Here is a 17,519-nt window from a genome sequence, read left to right as displayed (position 1 = left end):
AATCATATTTAGATGGTGTGATTTACGGCACAATAGCCGATACGTCGTGATTTTTGAGGGCTAGTTTGGACCTCTCGCGTATGAATGAGCAACACCCTAAAAGGAATTAGACTGATTTATGACTCTAGAAACCATACCGTCTGGAGAGTTGGCGGTATCCACTCAACGATCTATTTCTCGCCTTGTTGCCCAAGCCGGGCAAATGCTACTCGCTCATGGTGCTGAAAGTACTCTGGTGAGCGATATTATGCGCCGTATTGGCCTTGCTTGTGGGGTTAATGAAGTTGCGGTTGCGCTATCAGCTAATGCACTGGTTGTAACGACGGTAATGGATGGACACTGCATCACCACCACCCGAAGTTGTGCCGATCGTGGCATTAATATGCGCGTTATTACGCAAATTCAACGTATCTGCATCATGATGGAGCGTGGGCTGCTCGATGCAACCATGGCGCAGAAAAAGCTGAACGCCATCAGTCCAGAGCGTTATAACCGCTGGCTGGTGGTGTTTATGATTGGCTTGTCATGTGCGGCATTCAGTCATCTGGCAGGTGGCGATTGGGGGGTATTTGTTATGACCTTTTTAGCATCAGCTGGTGGCATGATCGTTCGCCAAGAAATTGGTCATCGTCACTTTAACCCTTTACTGAACTTTGCAGCGACCGCCTTTGTCACGACCCTAATTTCTGCGCAAGCGGAAATCTACCAAATCGGCAATATGCCCACCGTTGCAATGGCATCGTCGGTATTAATGCTCGTACCGGGTTTCCCGTTGATTAACTCAGTGGCAGACATGCTGAAAGGGCACATTAACATGGGTATTGCCCGGTTTGTGATGGCCAGCTTACTGACGTTGGCGACGTGTTTGGGCATCGTTGCTGCGATGAGCGTTACTGGAATTTGGGGGTGGGCAATCTAATGAGTTTATTTGATTTGATGCTTGGCCTGCTGAATGACATGTTTTTCGCTGCGATTCCCGCAGTTGGATTTGCACTGGTTTTTAACGTGCCACAAAGAGCTTTAGTGTATTGTGCTGTTGGCGGCGCGATTGGACACGGCAGCCGTTATTTGATGATGCAGTTTGGTATTCCCATTGAATGGGCGACCTTTTTTGCCGCGACGCTAGTTGGGATGATTGGTGTGTACTGGTCTCGCCGCTTTCTCGCGCACCCAAAAGTGTTCACTGTGGCAGCTTTGATCCCGATGGTACCTGGCGTGTTTGCTTACAAAGCAATGATAGCCATGGTTGAGATCAACCATATTGGTTATTCACCTGAGCTCGTTGCAACTTGTATGGAGAACTTTCTTAAGGCCATGTTTATTATTGCAGGTTTAGCTGTTGGTCTTGCTGTTCCAGGGCTGTTATTCTATCGCCGCAGACCTATTGTATAAGGACCTAACATGATCATTAGTATGATTGCCGCGATGGCCGACAATCGCATCATTGGCAAAGACAATCAAATGCCTTGGCATCTTCCCGCCGATTTCGCTTGGTTTAAGCGTTGTACTATGGGAAAACCGGTTGTGATGGGACGCAAAACCTATGAGTCTATTGGTCGCCCTTTACCTGGTCGCTTGAATATTGTTATCAGCCGTGATGAGACACTAAAGATCGAAGGCGTCACTACAGTAACATCGATTGAGCAAGCTTTGGACGTGGCTGGTGACGTGGAAGAAGTGATGATCATTGGTGGTGGTGCGATTTACGCAGCTTGTCTGCCGATGGCCAATAAACTGTATGTAACACACATTGAAGCCGCGATTGATGGTGATACTCAGTTCCCAGACTGGGGAGATCAATTTAAGGAAACCTATTCAGAAACGTATCAAGCGGATGAGAAGAACGCCTACAACATGCGCTTTACTGTGTTAGAAAAGTAATTCGAAATTAAAACAGCGTAGTTAATACGGTAATGCCGTTCGTATAACACCGAGCGGCCATCCCGGCCTGCCATCATCCTGAAAGCGACGGAGGAGCGTGATTCAGGATCTTCTATACGAGTACTTTGTTGTCAAAGGTATCTCTATCTACCCGCAGCGTGCGGATATTAGATTCCTAGTTTCGCTAAGTCGCTGGAATGACTCTACAGGAGATGTTAGGTGACAGGCATTCTCCCTACGATGGATTATCGACTATTATTCAGTGTTTAACTTAACGCATCCTGAGTAAAGATTTTCTTATCGTCCCAACGGAGCATGGTTAGGCTTCCGCCCCAAACACAGCCAGTATCCAGACCGATGATCTCTTCGTCTACATGGCCTTGTAGTGCAGCCCAGTGACCAAATAACACCGTTTTATTGAGGTGAACGCGCTGAGGTACATCAAACCATGGAATAAGTTCGTTACCGGAAACTTGTTGTGGTGGTAGTTTACAATCCATATCCAGACGACCATCGGGGAAACAAAAGCGCATCCGCGTAAAAGCATTGATAATATAACGGTATCGATCCAAACCCTGTAGAGAGTCATCCCAGGAATCAGGTTGATTACTGTACATGTTTTTTAAGAGCCAAGGCAGCTCTTCACTTTGGATGATGCGTTCAACTTCGCGGGCACATTTTCTTGCGGTTTTTAGATTCCACTGCGGTGATATCCCAGCGTGACACATCACGAACTCGTCATGCTCGGCCATAAGAGGTTGCTGAGCTATCCATGCCAATAGATCTTCTTTATCGGGTGCAGTGAAAATAGGCGCGGTTTTATCTTTGTCTTTGACCTTTTTTATCCCGTGAGCAACGGCGAGCAGGTGAAGGTCGTGATTACCAAGCACCACGGTTGCGCTTGTGCCAAGCGACTTCACAAAGCGTAAAGTTTCTAGTGATTTAGGCCCTCTGGCGACCAAATCACCAGCGAGCCAAAGTTGGTCTTTTTTCGCAGAGAAAGAGACCTGTTCTAGTAGTCGCTGCAATTCATCAAAACAGCCTTGAATATCACCAACAATATAGGTAGCCACTGAATCTCCAATTTACTAATTTAAAACATTTGGAACAGCAAGACGAAATGGTTCAATTTCGGTGATGAACTCCTGTCCTTTTTCATCCAGCATTTTGTAGTGCCCTTGCATAACGCCGACAGGGGTTTCTAACGCGGTTCCGCTACTGTACGTGTATTCATCATTGCTTGGAATAAAAGGTTGTTGACCCACCACACCATCACCTTCAACCGTCATTTGCTTGCCATTCGAGTCTGTGATTAACCAGCGACGGCTCACTAACTGCACGGTTTGTTGGCTAAGGTTTTTGATGGTGATGATATAGGCGAAAACGTAGCGTTGTAGCTCAGGATTGGACTGTTCTTCGATGTATTTGGTGTGAACTTGAATTTTGATGCAAGGTTGAATGACGTCCATGTGCACTCCTCAGAAACGTAATATCCCAATAATAATAAGCCAAACCGGCAAGGGTTTGGCTTATCGTTTGAGTTCTTAGTGCTGCGGGTTATCCGCAAGCCAGTTCGCCATCGCGACGAATTGTTCTAGCGTCAGGTTCTCTGGACGCATGCTTGGATTAACACCTAGCTCTTCTAGTACTTCTGTGCTTAACAACGATTTGTAGCAGTTACGAACTGTTTTACGACGTTGGTTAAAGCCTTCACGACAAACGCGATCCAGCAAACGCAGATCTTTCGCAGGGCATGGCAGCTCTTCGTATGGCACTAAACGAACAACGGCAGAGTCCACTTTCGGTGGTGGAACGAATGCCGTTGGCGGTACTTCCAGTACTGGTACCACTTTACAGTAGTACTGAGCCATTACCGTTAAACGGCCGTAAGCTTTGCTGCCAGGGCCGGCGGCTAAGCGGTTTACCACTTCTTTTTGCAGCATAAAGTGCATGTCTTGAATGTCTTTATGGAATTCAAAAAGGTGGAACATCAATGGTGTAGAGATGTTGTACGGCAAGTTACCGAAAATGCGTAGCTTGTTGTTTGGCTTCACTAATTGAGTGAAGTCAAAACGCATAGCGTCACCCTCATGGATGGTCAACTTATCCGCCAGTTCAGGGTGAGTACGTAGGCGTTCTGCCAGATCGCGGTCTAATTCGATAACTGTGAACTTATCCACTTCACGACCTACCGGCTCAGTGATTGCACCGAGACCAGGACCGATTTCAACCAGGTTTTGACCTGGTTTTGGGTTAATCGCTGATACGATTCCATCAATAATGTATGGATCGTTCAGGAAGTTTTGACCAAAACGTTTACGCGCTTTGTGTCCTAAATGGACATCATTTCTCATTGTTTCTTCTCTACCAAATCTATCGCATGCGTGAGCGCTGTTCGGAAACTCCCTGTATCCGCTTGACCTGTCCCTGCCAGATCTAATGCAGTACCGTGATCCACCGATGTTCTAATAAAAGGTAGACCAAGAGTAATGTTTACTGAACGACCAAAGCCTTTGTATTTTAATACTGGCAACACTTGGTCGTGGTACATGCCTAAAACAGCATCAGCATCATTTAAATATTTTTCATTGAAAATGGTATCTGCCGGCAAAGGGCCGATCAGGTTGATACCTTTTTCTTGTCGAATCTTTTCCAGTGTCGGAGTGATGGTTTCGATCTCTTCACGACCTAAGCAGCCATCTTCGCCAGCATGAGGGTTAAGCCCGCAAACATAGATGTTTGGTTGTGCGATAGCAAACTTTTCTACAAGGTCTTTATGAAGAATATCGATGATTTTTTCTAATCGCTCTTCGGTGACCGCTTTGGACACATATGCTAAAGGAATATGTGTTGTGACCAGCGCCACTCGTAGTCCTTTCGTTGCTAGCATCATGACGACTAGCGGCGTTTTTGACTTCTCGGCGAAAAACTCAGTATGACCACTGAATGCAACACCTGCGCGATTAATCACCCCCTTATGAACAGGGCCGGTGACAATAGCATCAAATTCATCATTCATACAGCCTAAAGCGGCTCTTTCTAGCGTTTTTAGTACATAGTGACCATTCGCTTCGTTGAGCTCGCCTGCGACCGCAGGTTCCGATATTTGGATATGATCAACGATAAGCGTGCCTGCTTTTTGTGCTTTAGGCGCTTCTTCTGGATTGTAATCAGACAGTTGGACTTCAATGCCAAGCTGCTTGGCTCTGTCCATCAGCATATTTTTATCGGCGCAGACGACAATTTGGTGCGCCCAATCTTCCTTCGATAAGGCAAGCACTAAGTCTGGGCCGATACCCGCAGGTTCCCCTGCGGTTACGACAATTCTACGAATTGTATTAGTTGTCATTGTTGTCATCCACGATTTCAACAAACGCACTTGCGCGTAGTTCTTGCATCCATGCGCCCGCTTCTTCATTAAATTTACGGTTAAATAGAATACGGTAAGCCTTATTCTTCATCGCTGAGTCAGTGCGGTCAACTTGGCGACGATCCAACACTTCAACGATATGCCAGCCGTGAACGGTTTTGAACGGTTCGCTGATTGAGCCAACAGGCAGAGTTTCTACTTGGTGTTTAAATTCTGGCACGTACAGATCTGGCGTTTGATAACCTAGCTCACCGTCTTGCGCTGCCGAACCAGGGTCTTGGCTGTATTGTGTTGCCAGTTGAGCGAAAGTGGCTTCGCCAGCTTTGATGCGGCGTACAAATTCATTCAGTTGCTTCTTCGCCCCTTCATCGCTCAGAATCACGGTTGGTTTAATCAAAATATGACGCGCATTTACTTCCGTTACCGCAACCGTTTCTAGGCCTTTTACATCCTCAATTTTTAGGATGTGGAAACCGACACCACTACGGAATGGGCCAATGATGCTGCCTTTGTTTTGCATTTTGATCTGATCGGCAAAGATGGTTGGCATCTCTTCTTTACGCATCCAACCCCAGTCACCACCTTGTAAAGCTTTAGGACCTTTTGAGTAGGTGTAGGCCATCTCCGTAAAGTCTGCACCTTCGTTTAGCTTTTTCGCCAGCGCTTTTGCTTCTGCTTCTACAGCAGACTTTTCTTTGTCATCAGAGAAGCGCAGTTGAATGTGTCCAATTTTGTATTGAACGGTCGCATTGGTTTCTTGTGATAGTTGCTCAGCAAGGCTGTCGACTTCTGCTGGAAGGATATTAATACGGCGACGAACCAGTGCATTACGGGCTTCTGAAGCGGCGATTTCCTTACGAATTTGTTCGCGGAATTCTGGGTAACTCAAGCCTTCACTTTCTACAGAAGCGGCGAGTTGTTCTACCGATTGCTCATTATTACGTGCGATCTCCGCAATCGCTTGGTTTAAGCGGTTATCGTCAATACGCACACCGATACGGTCTGCTTCTTGGCCTTGCAACGTGTCAATAATCAGCTTTTCAACAACTTGTTCTTTTAACACGCTAGCAGAAGGTAAGCTCTTTCCGCTTTGACGTGCGTTGGCTTGCAGCGTTTTCATCGCTGTTTCGATGTCGCTTTGTAGAATTACACCGTCGTTCACGATGACCGCAACCTTATCGATCTCTACTGGTGCTGCAACCGCTCCGCAAGAGAGTAGGGTCGTGAATAAGATTGATTTCCAAATTTTCATTTAAAATTCCGTCAGTATTTTTTGAATAGGCGTCTTATTCATTTAAGACGCCTATTTCGATTAATTGTTCAGATAGAATGGGCGGCCGTACTTAATCGCGTTGTCAGAACCATCCAGTTCTTTGACTGCAGTGTCTTCACGCTGATTGGTCGCAAAGCCTTGAATACCGAAGTTAACGCTAAAGTTATTTTCGTATTCAGGTGATGCGCCAGTGCTGCCGATAGTTTGGTTTTCCCAACCAAGCAATTGGTTGGCGTAAGTCACACCAATGTACCAACAGTCAGACTGGTAACGCAGGCTCGCTAGCCATTCTAGGTCCGCATTTTCATTTAGGTCGTAGTAGTATTGACCACTTGCAGACCAGTTCGGGTTGAACTCGTAGGCCGCTACAATACCTGCTTGTGAAATGCCTTTACGAGTAATTGTGTCTAGGTTTTCGAGAATGATCGTATCTTCGATGTATTCACGCGTGACGTAACGATAGTTACCCTGAATAAAGCCACCGTTAAATTGGTACTCTAAGGTACTGTTCGCCAACTGCATGGAGCTCAAATCGATATCGTATTGAATTCCACCGTGATAGAACAAGTAATCGTTGTAGTTGAAATCAGCTTCAATCGCCCATGATGAGTAGTTGGTGGTCTCATCCGGAAGATTTGGGCTGTTGCTCAGTTTGGTCTTTTTATCGAAGTAGTAAATCTGACCAAATGAAACGTTAAGACGCTCTTTATAGTCATCATCAAAGAAGCGCGTACTTGCACCGTAGCTTAACTGGTTCGCAGAGGCGATTTTATCAATGCCACTGTACTTACGACTGCGGAATAGCCCGTAGTAGTCGGTTTGTAGCAAGGTGGTATCGTAGTTGTAGATATTGGTTTGATCTTCTTCAGGTACGTACAAGTACTGCAGCTGAGGCTCCAGTGTTTGTGTGTAGCCCTTGATCCAACTCGTGTCTCGCTCTAAGTAAAGTTGCGCATGCGTACGGAACTCGGGGATAACACGAGAAACTTCGTCATCTAACTGGTTTTGCAAGTTGACATCTGTCAGACCCGTTAAGTCTTGAGAGTAGTACGTGGAAAGCACGCGAGCTTCCGTTGTCCACGTTGCCCATGAATTTGAAAGCGGCAATGTAAGTCCTGGCTCAATATGAACACGGGTCGCATTTGGTCGCGCAGCATCACTTGTATCAAAGCGGCTGACTTGGCTCTTCACGTCAAAGTTGAGGTAATCTCCCCACAATGGCGTGTAGTAGTTCAAGTCTAACTGAGGAAGCAGGCGATAAGGGCGGTTCTCTTCTTTCAATAAGATTTGGAAGTCGCGAACGGTTAACGAGGCATCCCAGAAATCAGAACGATATTGTACTTGTCCTTCTTGAACCAGTTGACCATCTTCACGGTTACCAATATCGGAGTCGAGATCGAGGAAGTAATCAATATCACTCACTTTTGAGTAATCGACTTTGACTATCCACTGTTTATTGATGATACCGTCGTGTTTAACTTGGTAGCCCCAACGAGACTCGTCCTGATATTTACGATCGCTATTGAGGTATTCGCCTTTGATTTCCCCATTTCCCCAACCATCTGTTAGGTAGCGGAAATCAGTATCGAGTTTTGTACCACGTTGCTGCATATAGAGCGTGGTGAGTGTCATGTCATATTGAGGCGCGATGTTCCAATAGAATGGCACCTCGACTTCCATACCATCACTAGAACCGTACGATAAAGAAGGGAAGAGGAAACCCGTTTTACGCGTATCTCCAATTGGCATGGTTAGATACGGCACATAGAAAACAGGAACGTCTAACACTTCAAATCGAGGATGGTGCAGCGTCGCCGTCTCTTCATCTTGGTCAACGTCAATACCTGATGCCACTAAACGCCATGAATTGTCGCCTTGAGGACATGATGTAATAGAACCATCTTCGAGTTCATAAACCGACTGACCTGTACGCGCAATGTATGCTGCTGTACCTCGACCTTGTTGGCAAAGGAACTGATAATCGGTGTTCTCCAGTGAAAACGTGTCTTGGTTGATGTCATTAGTAACACGATCAGATCGAGCTTTGACTTGGCCGTCATTGAAAGTCACGTTGCCTTCGGCAACCACGACGTTGTCTTGTTGGTGCAGCGTTACGCTATCTGCGGTGATTTTCTTCTGGCCTTGGGTGACTTGTACATTACCTGAGTACTGAGCTTTGTCACCATTGATGGCTTGCAGGGTGTCAGCTTCTACCACTACTGGGGTATTAAGAGCGTCCTCCTCGCCACTGGTATCGACCAAACATTGATCTGTGGCGGGCATTTCCTGCACACTATCATGGATATTCGCTTCAGCTTGAGTGGTGGGTACAAACAAGGCGGTGCTGATAGAGGCCGCTAAACATGTGCGGGAGAAATGTTGCATTGAATTGAACTTTCCTGTGTCACTACTACTCGATGGCTATAGGGCTTGTTGTACCCTAGCGTAATAGCCAAATGAATCAACTATAGTCGCATTTATCCCAGCGTATTGATTCACTGTGGCATAATGACGACAAAATAGCTGCAAAGATAAGCAGGCGAAATGGCCTAGCCGAAATAAAACTAATTCCATTATCATAAAGGAAATCGTTGCATCCGGCACTATAAGACCGCCGTCGTCGATAAAAATTCATTGATAGAGAACACATAATGCATATTTTTGGCAAAATTCTGGGTGCCTTTTTTGGCTTGTTACTTGGCGGGCCGCTAGGTTTACTCTTTGGCTTATTTATTGGCCATCAATTCGATAAAGCACGTCGCTTGAGTCAAGCCGGGTTCTCAACTGGCGGCTTTGGAAAAGGGCCGAGTCAAGCTCAGCGCCAAGAAGAATTTTTTAAAGCGGCGTTTGCGGTAATGGGACATGTGGCAAAAGCGAAAGGCCAAGTCACCAAAGAGGAAATCCAACTTGCTTCTGCAATGATGGATCGCATGAATTTGCATGGCGAACAGCGCCGCGCTGCGCAAGATGCGTTTCGTGAAGGTAAAGGCAGTGACTTTCCGTTAGAAGACGTTCTTGTTCGTGTGAAAATTTCGACAGCAGGCCGCTTTGACTTGTTGCAATTTTTCCTTGAACTACAAATCTCGGCGGCCTTTGCAGATGGATCGATTCATCCTAGTGAACGAAATGTGTTACACAAAATAGCACGTGGTTTGGGTTTCTCTTCTGAGCAGCTAGAGCGTCGCTTGCAAATGCAAGAAGCCGCATTCCGTTTCCAAAGCCAAGGAGGTTTTCATGGTCAGCATCAAGGCCAATCTTCTGGTGGTAGCTGGCAACAAGCTTCACAAGCGGATCAACTGGCTGACGCGTACAAAATTCTGGATGTGTCTTCAGATGCCGACAGTAAAACCGTCAAGCGTGCTTATCGTAAACTGATGAACGAGCACCACCCAGACAAATTGATGGCTAAAGGTCTACCACCAGAGATGATGAACGTAGCGAAAGAAAAATCTCAAGAGATTCAAAACGCTTACGATCTGATTAAAAAGGTCAAAGGCTTTAAGTGATTTTGTCAAAATCTAGAAAGTAAAAAGGGCACTTGGTGCCCTTTTTAGCTTTTGGGTTACGGGTGACCAAAAGCGTTGCAAGCTGAACGGTGGCGATAAATTAGTCAGCTTGATTCAAACTCCAATCGTATTCGTACTTCACTTTTCCAGAGAAGTCTTTGTATTGTGGCGCGTACTTCGCGATGTGGCTGAAGACTTGTTTTTCTCCACCAAAGTCCGCTGCAAACCAATCATAAATGGAAGACAGCTGCGCCGTGTTTCCTTGGATAGATACGCCTTTGTTGCTGTTAATAAACGCTTTGGCAGCACTTTCAAGTAAGGCTTCAGTGTTTTCGGCAGTGAATGCTTGAGCTTGTAGGTTAGGGCATCCCAAACTTGCACAATTTACGGCGTAATGCGTTCTTGGGTCATTCCAAATTGGACGCAAAATTCGATGTTCAATATCGTTTAAAGTCAGATCCTTCCCGTTGACCACGACCACATCGTCTCCCCAAGGCCCAAAGCTAAATAAACCACCTAGCTTGGTGATGGATTCGACGGGATAGTTATCCAAAATAAGATCTACCGTGATGGCGTTGTAAAGGTTCACCCAATAGGCGTATTGCTCTGCTTGGTTGTACTGCAATGGATCGAGTTTTACCAGTCGTCGGATGTACTGCTTTAACTTCGCTTTGTCGGAAGCCGTGACTTTGCTATAGCGGAACAAAGTATTCTCATCTTGTTCAACCAAGTAATTGTCTAACAGTTGTTGCCATTCCTGGTGCGAAATGTGTGTTTGGTTGGCCTGATTCGATTGTTGCCAATACGGCCACAAGTCAGATTTAGGAGCAGCGAACGCTGAGAAAGAAACCAGAGCACACAATAGCAATAACAGACGCTTCATAGAGATACCTTTGAATGAGATATTGTTGATAGTGTAGACCTGTTGAGTGCTTGTTTTCTTTCAGTAATCAGTAATCAGTAATCAGTTGCCTTTATTCTCCGTCATTCCGAGGAGCATAAGCGACAGCAGGAATCTAATCCCCACAAACGCTTGAGTAAAGAAAGTATGAATCTGCACAGTACATTCTGGCAGTCGATCCTGAATCACGCTCCTTCGCCGCTGTTCAGGATGACGAATTTCAACAGAGGCGTTCGGTATTTCGTAAGTAAAGCGCTATAAAATCAGTCACTTAAAACATTAAAAGGGCCAACAATTGCCAGCCCTTGATTTGTGTATTTACTAATGCGTTTTAACGCAAGAAGCTTGGGATATTCGCTTCGTACTCAGCAATCTTATCTTCGTGTTGAAGCGTTAGCCCAATATTGTCTAAACCATTTAACAAACAGTGACGACGGAACTCATCAATTTCAAAGCTGTACTCTTTGCCGTTGGCACGAACCACATTCGCTTCTAGGTCGACCTCGACTTCTGCACCTTCATTTGCCTCAACAAACTGGAAGATTTCATCCACTTCTTGTTCAGTCAAACGAACTGGCACCATTTGGTTGTTGATCGAGTTGCCGTAAAAGATATCGGCAAAGCTTGGTGCGATCATCGCTTTTATGCCGTAATCCGCCAGTGCCCACGGTGCGTGCTCGCGAGATGAGCCACAGCCGAAGTTTTCACGAGCCAGCAAGATAGACGCGCCCTGGTAGCGAGGTGCGTTCATCACGAACTCTGGATTTGGCTGTTCGCCAGCATCGTCTAGGAAGCGCCAGTCATGGAACAAGTGTTTACCAAAGCCTAGGCGGGAGACCTTTTGTAGGAACTGCTTTGGAATGATGGCATCAGTATCAACGTTCGCTGCATCTAGAGGAACAACTAAGCCTGTGTGTTGTTTAAAGCCTGACATTTGTTTGCTCCTTAGTCTAGTTCACGAATATCTACAAAGTGACCAGCAATTGCTGCCGCCGCTGCCATCGCAGGGCTCACTAGGTGGGTACGGCCATCACGACCTTGACGGCCTTCAAAGTTACGGTTTGAAGTAGACGCACAACGTTCATGTGGACCCAAACGGTCGTTGTTCATTGCTAGACACATCGAGCAACCTGGTAGGCGCCACTCAAAGCCCGCCTCTTTAAAGATGACATCTAGGCCTTCTGCTTCCGCCTGCGCCTTTACTTGCTCAGAGCCAGGAACGATTAGCGCTTGAACGTGAGACGCGACTTTGCGACCTTTCGCCACTTCCGCCGCGGCGCGCATGTCTTCGATACGTGAGTTAGTACAAGAACCAACGAAGACTTTATCGACGTTGTAATCAGACAATGACTTGCCTGCTTCTAGACCCATGTAAGCCAGAGCTTTTTCTGCCGATGCTTTTTCTACTGGGTCAGCAAAGCTTTCTGGTGCTGGGATCGGTTGGTCTACCGCGATAACCTGGCCTGGGTTAGTACCCCAAGTGACTTGTGGTTTGATATCCGCTGCGTTTAGTGTCACGACCGCATCAAACTGAGCATCATGGTCCGTTTTTAATGTCTTCCAGTATTCTACTGCTGCATCAAAGTCGGCACCTTGAGGTGAGAATTTACGGCCTTTGATGTACTCGAACGTGGTTTCATCTGGCGCAATCAAACCGGCTTTCGCACCTAGCTCAATTGCCATGTTACATACGGTCATGCGGCCTTCCATTGAAAGGTCTGTGATCGCTTCACCACAGAATTCAACTACGTAGCCTGTACCGCCTGCTGCTGTGGTTTCACCGATGATGGCTAGCACGATATCTTTCGCCGTGATGCCCGGAGCCACTTTGCCTTTCACTTCGATCTTCATCGTTTTAGCGCGCGCTTGTTTTAGCGTTTGAGTTGCTAATACGTGCTCAACTTCAGAGGTACCAATACCAAATGCTAGCGAGCCAAATGCACCGTGTGTAGCCGTGTGCGAGTCACCACAAACAATCGTCATGCCCGGTAGGGTAATACCAAGCTCTGGGCCCATAACGTGCACAATACCTTGGTATTTATGGTTGATGTCGTAAAGCGTAACGCCAAACTCTTCACAGTTTTTTGATAGCGTTTCCATCTGGATACGCGCCATCTCACCGGATGCGTTGATATCTTTGGTGGTTGTCGAAACGTTGTGGTCCATAGTGGCAAAAGTTTTGCTGACCTGACGCACTTTGCGACCTTTTTCACGCAAGCCGTCAAATGCTTGCGGAGACGTCACTTCATGTACCAAGTGACGGTCGATGTACAAGATAGGGTTTTCCCCTTCTGCTGCGACGGCAACGTGTGCGTCGTAGACTTTTTCGTATAGTGTTTTGCCCATTGTTTGCTTCCTTTCCTCGTTATCCTTGTTGCTTTGTTTTAGCACCAATGACTTAGAGGTAAGTCATTGGTGGATAGAGGATTTAGTATTTATTATGAATCTGTTCTGTATTACGAGTTTAAGATGTACTCAGCGATCTTATCGCCCATCTCTGATGTTGTAAGTGCCGGGTTGTTGACTGCAAGGTCGCCTGTTAGCTCGCCAGCTGAAAGTGCTTTCGACACCGCTGCTTCGATGTCTTGTGCTGTGGCTTCTTCGCCAAGGCTATAACGTAACATCAGTGCTGCCGATAGGATTTGTGCTACTGGGTTGGCGATGTTCTTACCTGCGATATCTGGTGCGCTGCCGCCTGCTGGCTCGTACAGACCGAACTTACTTTCGTTAAGGCTTGCTGAAGGCAGCATACCCATTGAGCCAGTGATCATTGCGCACTCATCAGAAATGATGTCGCCGAAGATGTTTGAACATAGCATGACGTCGAACTGTGCTGGGTCTTTGATAAGCTGCATGGTTGCGTTGTCGATGTACATGTGTGACAGCTCGACATCTGGGTAATCTTTCGCGATTTCTTCGACCACTTCACGCCATAAGATTGAACTTTGTAGAACGTTCGCTTTATCGATAGAGCAGACTTTCTTGCGACGCAAGCGAGCAGATTCAAAGGCGATTTTTGCAATACGTTCGATCTCAAAGCGGTGGTACACCTCAGTATCAAACGCTTTTTCTGTCGCGCCTTCGCCTTCACGGCCTTTTGGTTGACCGAAATAGATACCACCAGTCAGTTCACGGACCACCACGATGTCAAAACCACGGCCTGAGATGTCAGCACGAAGTGGTGAGAAAGCTTCCAGGCCTGCGTGGATTTGCGCTGGGCGTAGGTTACAAAACAGTTGGAAGTGTTTGCGTAGTGGTAGTAGGGCACCGCGTTCAGGTTGGTCATTTGGTGGCAAGTGCTCCCACTTCGGACCGCCAACTGAACCGAATAGGACTGCATCAGACTCTTCACACGCTTTTACTGTGCTTTCTGGAAGTGGAGAGCCGTGATTATCGATCGCGATACCGCCTACATCATGCTCGTCACGCTCAAACGCAATACCGTGCTTCTTTTCGATAGCATCCAATACCTTGTGTGCTTGCGCCATTACTTCCGGGCCGATGCCGTCACCGGGTAGGACGGCAATTTTGTATGATTTGTCTGTCATGTTAATCCTTTAAGTTTTCTAATTTTGAGCTTAATTATTTCAACGAGCGTGTTCTTTCCTGAGCCATGCAGCTCGGTTGTTATTACACAGTCGCAATCTTTTTCTGCTTCATTTCTTCGATTTTGTCTGCACGGTGGATGCTATTAATAACGTGCAATAGTGCTTGGCCGGAAGCTTCAACGATATCGGTGGAAACGCCTGTACCGTGGTATTTACGACCTTTGTAGTTGGCAATGATGTCAGCTTGACCCAAACCATCTTCACCTTCGCCTTTCGCGGTTAGGTCGAATTTATCCAGTACGATGTCGTAGCCTGTCACGCGGTAGATACATTGGTATAGCGCATCAACTGGGCCATTACCGACTGCCGCTTCACACATTTCTTCATCGCCACATTGCATTTTGATGCTGGTGGTGGCCATTACGCTGCCCGATTGCACGCTTAGGTAGTTCAGTTTGTAGAAGTCATCTTCTTCACGCAGGTTCGAGAAGTGCATTAGGGCTTCTAGATCGTAATCGAACACTTGGCCTTTGCGGTCGGCAAGTTTCAAGAAGTCCGCGTATAGAGCGTCTAGGTTGTACTCGTCCTCGTTGTATCCCATGGTGTCCATGTGGCTCTTCACGGCTGCGCGACCACTACGGCTGGTTAAGTTTAGTGCTTGGTTTTTAAGGCCAATCGACTCAGGGGTCATGATTTCGTAGGTATTCTTATTCTTTAACATGCCATCCTGGTGGATACCTGAAGAGTGGCTAAAGGCATTCGCGCCCACAATCGCTTTGTTGCTCTGAATTGGCATGTTGCATAACTGGCTCACCAATTTACTGGTGCGGTGAATTTCATCATGTTTAATGCTAGTGTGAACGCCCAAGAACTCTTGACGCGTCTTGATGATCATTGCGATCTCTTCAAGTGAACAGTTTCCCGCTCGCTCACCAATGCCATTGATGGTGCCTTCTATCTGACGCGCGCCGGCTTGAACGGCGGCAATAGAGTTGGCAACTGACATCCCCAAGTCGTCGTGACAGTGAACGGAGATGATCGCTTTATCAATGTTTGGAACGCGGTTGAAAAGGGTTTGAATAATGCCACCAAACTCGCTTGGTACTGTGTAGCCAACGGTATCTGGAATGTTGATTGTGCTCGCACCTGCATTGATGGCAGCTTCTACCATGCGACATAGGTTGTCGATAGGAGTACGCCCTGCATCTTCACAAGAAAACTCGACATCATCGGTGTAGTTACGCGCATGTTTAACGGCGTTGACCGCCATTTCAAGTACATCGTCGTAGCTGCGGCGTAGTTTGTCTTCTACGTGAATGGTGGAAGTGGCTAAAAACGTGTGAATACGGAATTGGTCGGCCACTTTTAATGCTTCAGCGGCGGCATCAATATCTTTCGCAACGGCACGCGAAAGGGCACAAACTCGACTGTTTTTGATGTTTTTTGCAATGGTTTGTACCGACTCGAAATCACCAGGTGAAGAGATTGGGAAGCCAGCTTCGATAACATCAACGCCGAGTCTTTCCAGCGCATAGGCAATTTGCAGTTTTTCTTTAACCGTCAAGCTTGCTGACAACGCTTGCTCGCCATCACGCAATGTGGTGTCGAATATAATGACCTGATCGTTCATGTTTGCTTCCTTCCTGATTTCTGCACTTTACGTGCAAGTTAATCGTTTACTTCCAGTATTTAGATATAAAAAAACCCGCATTCTCATGCGGGTTCTTAGAAATCGGTGTGGTTATTTTTCTTCCACAGCCTACCCGCGCGAACTGGTCACGATCAGGAGGAGGCTAAGCAGAATAGAAAAATGAGCTGACATAGTTGTTAAGCTTTCCACATAATTAAGTTAACAAATTAGTACCGCACTCCATGGAGCGCGTCAACCCTAAAGTCGATTTTTTATTCATATCGGATGAGTCTTTTCATTTACTCGAGAAAAATGATGCGCTAAGTGAAACTGCATGGTGCGATAGAAACGTGCTAGAAGAGGCAAGTTCTCATCAATTTTGCGACGTTTCATTACCAAAACAAGCATTGGGATTGCGACTTGTCACACAAAGGCCCGAATTGTTTGGCAAAAGTTTTGAATGACCATTTATAGTAGTGCAGTTGCACTAGGTAAAAAGAAGGGTTAAGGAATAATGAGGTTAGCAAAACAATTTGGACGTTCAGCCGCAGTATTTACTCTGGTCAGCTTATCGGGTTGTCAGCTGTTTCAAGCTCAAACCTATATGGCAGAGATTTCCCCTGTTGCTATTAATGATCACTCTCAGAGTGTCATGGTGATTAATGATCAAATGGATCGATTCTTGAGCTACGAGGGACGTGAATCGTTTTTGAATCAAATGCTCGTTGCTCTTGAGTCGGACAGTCGAGATAAATTTAAAGGCAAAGATCCGGAAACCTATTCGTGGTGGAAGATCCGAGTGCAACCTAGTGAGAAACAACAAGCGGAAGTCTTCCGACCAACAGCTGACGGTGTGGATACCTCAAACCCCGTTGAGTTTATGGATGTCTCCTATCGCTCTAAGACCACATTAAACTTGCGATCCAAGCCGAGCCTAGAAGGAGAAAAGCTTGGCGTGTTATCGAAAGGGGAAGTTTTTAATGTGTTGGCAAAAGTGGAGGATCAACCTTGGTTTCTTGTTGAACAGAAAGGCGTGATAAAAGGTTACGTCCATAAGGATTATGCGCGCAGCAATGTGGTAAATCGTGACATTCTTTCTACACAGCCTAATCCTCTTTTAGAGTCTGCTTCGAGCACAACTGAGCAAACGGGCATCGAGCATGAACTGTCAGGAAATTACACTTGCCGCTTCCTTAGCTACGAGCTGACAAAAGATGGCGACATGACGATGGGCTCTTTGCGCGCCTGTCGTAAGAAGAGAAAAGTCTGGTATATAGACACCCCTCAACCGCAACCATCAAACCCTTCTTAATGTTCTATTTTTATGGTTATGCCCAATAGATAGATTATTGGGCACACTCTAATTTGGCATTTGTCATTAATTGTCCAAACTCCCGTCATGCAGTTGTC

Annotated in this window: 16 protein-coding genes; 5 read left to right on the top strand and 11 right to left on the bottom strand. The window is 46.4% G+C overall.

The window, feature by feature from the left end:
- Positions 1-118 precede the first annotated feature (118 nt).
- From L3V32_RS15635 to folA, 3 genes are read left to right on the top strand one after another with little or no spacing between them, the layout of a single operon-like run.
- Positions 119-919 carry a threonine/serine exporter family protein gene (locus L3V32_RS15635; protein WP_048626598.1) on the top strand — a complete coding sequence of 267 codons (801 nt, stop codon included), beginning with the start codon at positions 119-121 and terminating at the stop codon, positions 917-919.
- Entirely contained in the window at positions 919-1,392 is a 474-nt protein-coding gene (locus tag L3V32_RS15630) for a threonine/serine exporter family protein (protein ID WP_005392295.1), read from the top strand. Before L3V32_RS15635 ends, L3V32_RS15630 begins: the two co-directional genes overlap by 1 nt.
- A gap of 9 nt (positions 1,393-1,401) precedes the next feature.
- Positions 1,402-1,881, top strand: coding sequence for a type 3 dihydrofolate reductase (gene folA, locus L3V32_RS15625; RefSeq protein WP_005392293.1), 480 nt, complete (start codon positions 1,402-1,404; stop codon positions 1,879-1,881).
- Between the two features lie 266 nt (positions 1,882-2,147).
- Here the strand turns inward: folA and L3V32_RS15620 are convergent, their stop codons facing one another.
- The 6 genes from L3V32_RS15620 to lptD all read right to left on the bottom strand — a co-directional run bounded on the left by L3V32_RS15620 (position 2,148) and on the right by lptD (position 8,909).
- Positions 2,148-2,954, bottom strand: coding sequence for a symmetrical bis(5'-nucleosyl)-tetraphosphatase (locus tag L3V32_RS15620; protein ID WP_109168751.1), 807 nt, complete (start codon positions 2,952-2,954; stop codon positions 2,148-2,150).
- A 15-nt stretch (positions 2,955-2,969) separates the two neighbouring features.
- Positions 2,970-3,350, bottom strand: coding sequence for a Co2+/Mg2+ efflux protein ApaG (apaG, locus tag L3V32_RS15615; protein WP_005379668.1), 381 nt, complete (start codon positions 3,348-3,350; stop codon positions 2,970-2,972).
- A gap of 75 nt (positions 3,351-3,425) precedes the next feature.
- Positions 3,426-4,235, bottom strand: coding sequence for a 16S rRNA (adenine(1518)-N(6)/adenine(1519)-N(6))-dimethyltransferase RsmA (rsmA, locus tag L3V32_RS15610; RefSeq protein WP_005379669.1), 810 nt, complete (start codon positions 4,233-4,235; stop codon positions 3,426-3,428).
- Positions 4,232-5,230, bottom strand: coding sequence for a 4-hydroxythreonine-4-phosphate dehydrogenase PdxA (gene pdxA, locus L3V32_RS15605; RefSeq protein WP_005392286.1), 999 nt, complete (start codon positions 5,228-5,230; stop codon positions 4,232-4,234). Before pdxA ends, rsmA begins: the two co-directional genes overlap by 4 nt.
- Positions 5,220-6,503: a peptidylprolyl isomerase SurA gene (surA, locus tag L3V32_RS15600; RefSeq protein WP_006742728.1), complete on the bottom strand. Its 1,284-nt coding sequence runs from the start codon at positions 6,501-6,503 to the stop codon at positions 5,220-5,222. The genes pdxA and surA overlap by 11 nt, the downstream gene beginning before the upstream one ends.
- Before the next feature lie 60 nt (positions 6,504-6,563).
- Positions 6,564-8,909, bottom strand: a complete 2,346-nt coding sequence (lptD, locus tag L3V32_RS15595; RefSeq protein ID WP_006742729.1) for an LPS assembly protein LptD — start codon at positions 8,907-8,909, stop codon at positions 6,564-6,566.
- Between the two features lie 266 nt (positions 8,910-9,175).
- Here lptD and djlA point away from each other — a divergent pair, with 266 nt between their 5' ends.
- Complete coding sequence (djlA, locus tag L3V32_RS15590) at positions 9,176-10,030, top strand: co-chaperone DjlA (protein ID WP_005379675.1); 855 nt, start codon at positions 9,176-9,178, stop codon at positions 10,028-10,030.
- A gap of 100 nt (positions 10,031-10,130) precedes the next feature.
- Here djlA and L3V32_RS15585 read toward each other — a convergent pair whose 3' ends face one another.
- The 5 genes from L3V32_RS15585 to leuA all read right to left on the bottom strand — a co-directional run bounded on the left by L3V32_RS15585 (position 10,131) and on the right by leuA (position 16,109).
- The gene (locus tag L3V32_RS15585) at positions 10,131-10,913 is read right to left on the bottom strand and encodes a DUF547 domain-containing protein (protein ID WP_237284664.1); all 783 of its coding nucleotides are present in this window, start codon (positions 10,911-10,913) and stop codon (positions 10,131-10,133) included.
- Positions 10,914-11,262: 349 nt separating this feature from the next.
- Positions 11,263-11,865 (bottom strand): 3-isopropylmalate dehydratase small subunit, encoded by a 603-nt coding sequence (gene leuD, locus L3V32_RS15580; protein ID WP_104971226.1) that lies wholly within the window; start codon positions 11,863-11,865, stop codon positions 11,263-11,265.
- A gap of 11 nt (positions 11,866-11,876) precedes the next feature.
- A complete protein-coding gene (gene leuC / locus L3V32_RS15575; protein ID WP_109168754.1) occupies positions 11,877-13,277 on the bottom strand; it encodes a 3-isopropylmalate dehydratase large subunit in 1,401 nt (466 codons plus the stop codon).
- Positions 13,278-13,387: 110 nt separating this feature from the next.
- The gene (leuB, locus tag L3V32_RS15570) at positions 13,388-14,479 is read right to left on the bottom strand and encodes a 3-isopropylmalate dehydrogenase (protein ID WP_237284663.1); all 1,092 of its coding nucleotides are present in this window, start codon (positions 14,477-14,479) and stop codon (positions 13,388-13,390) included.
- A gap of 82 nt (positions 14,480-14,561) precedes the next feature.
- Positions 14,562-16,109: a 2-isopropylmalate synthase gene (gene leuA, locus L3V32_RS15565; protein ID WP_237284662.1), complete on the bottom strand. Its 1,548-nt coding sequence runs from the start codon at positions 16,107-16,109 to the stop codon at positions 14,562-14,564.
- 514 nt (positions 16,110-16,623) lie between these two features.
- On the opposite strand from leuA, the gene L3V32_RS15560 reads away from it, so the two are divergent.
- A complete protein-coding gene (locus tag L3V32_RS15560) occupies positions 16,624-17,421 on the top strand; it encodes an SH3 domain-containing protein (RefSeq protein WP_237284661.1) in 798 nt (265 codons plus the stop codon).
- Positions 17,422-17,519 lie beyond the last annotated feature (98 nt).

The sequence above is a fragment of the Vibrio sp. J2-4 genome, from assembly GCF_021728155.1.
GTDB lineage: Bacteria > Pseudomonadota > Gammaproteobacteria > Enterobacterales > Vibrionaceae > Vibrio > Vibrio diabolicus.
Note: the sequence above shows the minus strand (reverse complement) of the source record. Positions and strands in the feature narration are given on the sequence as shown.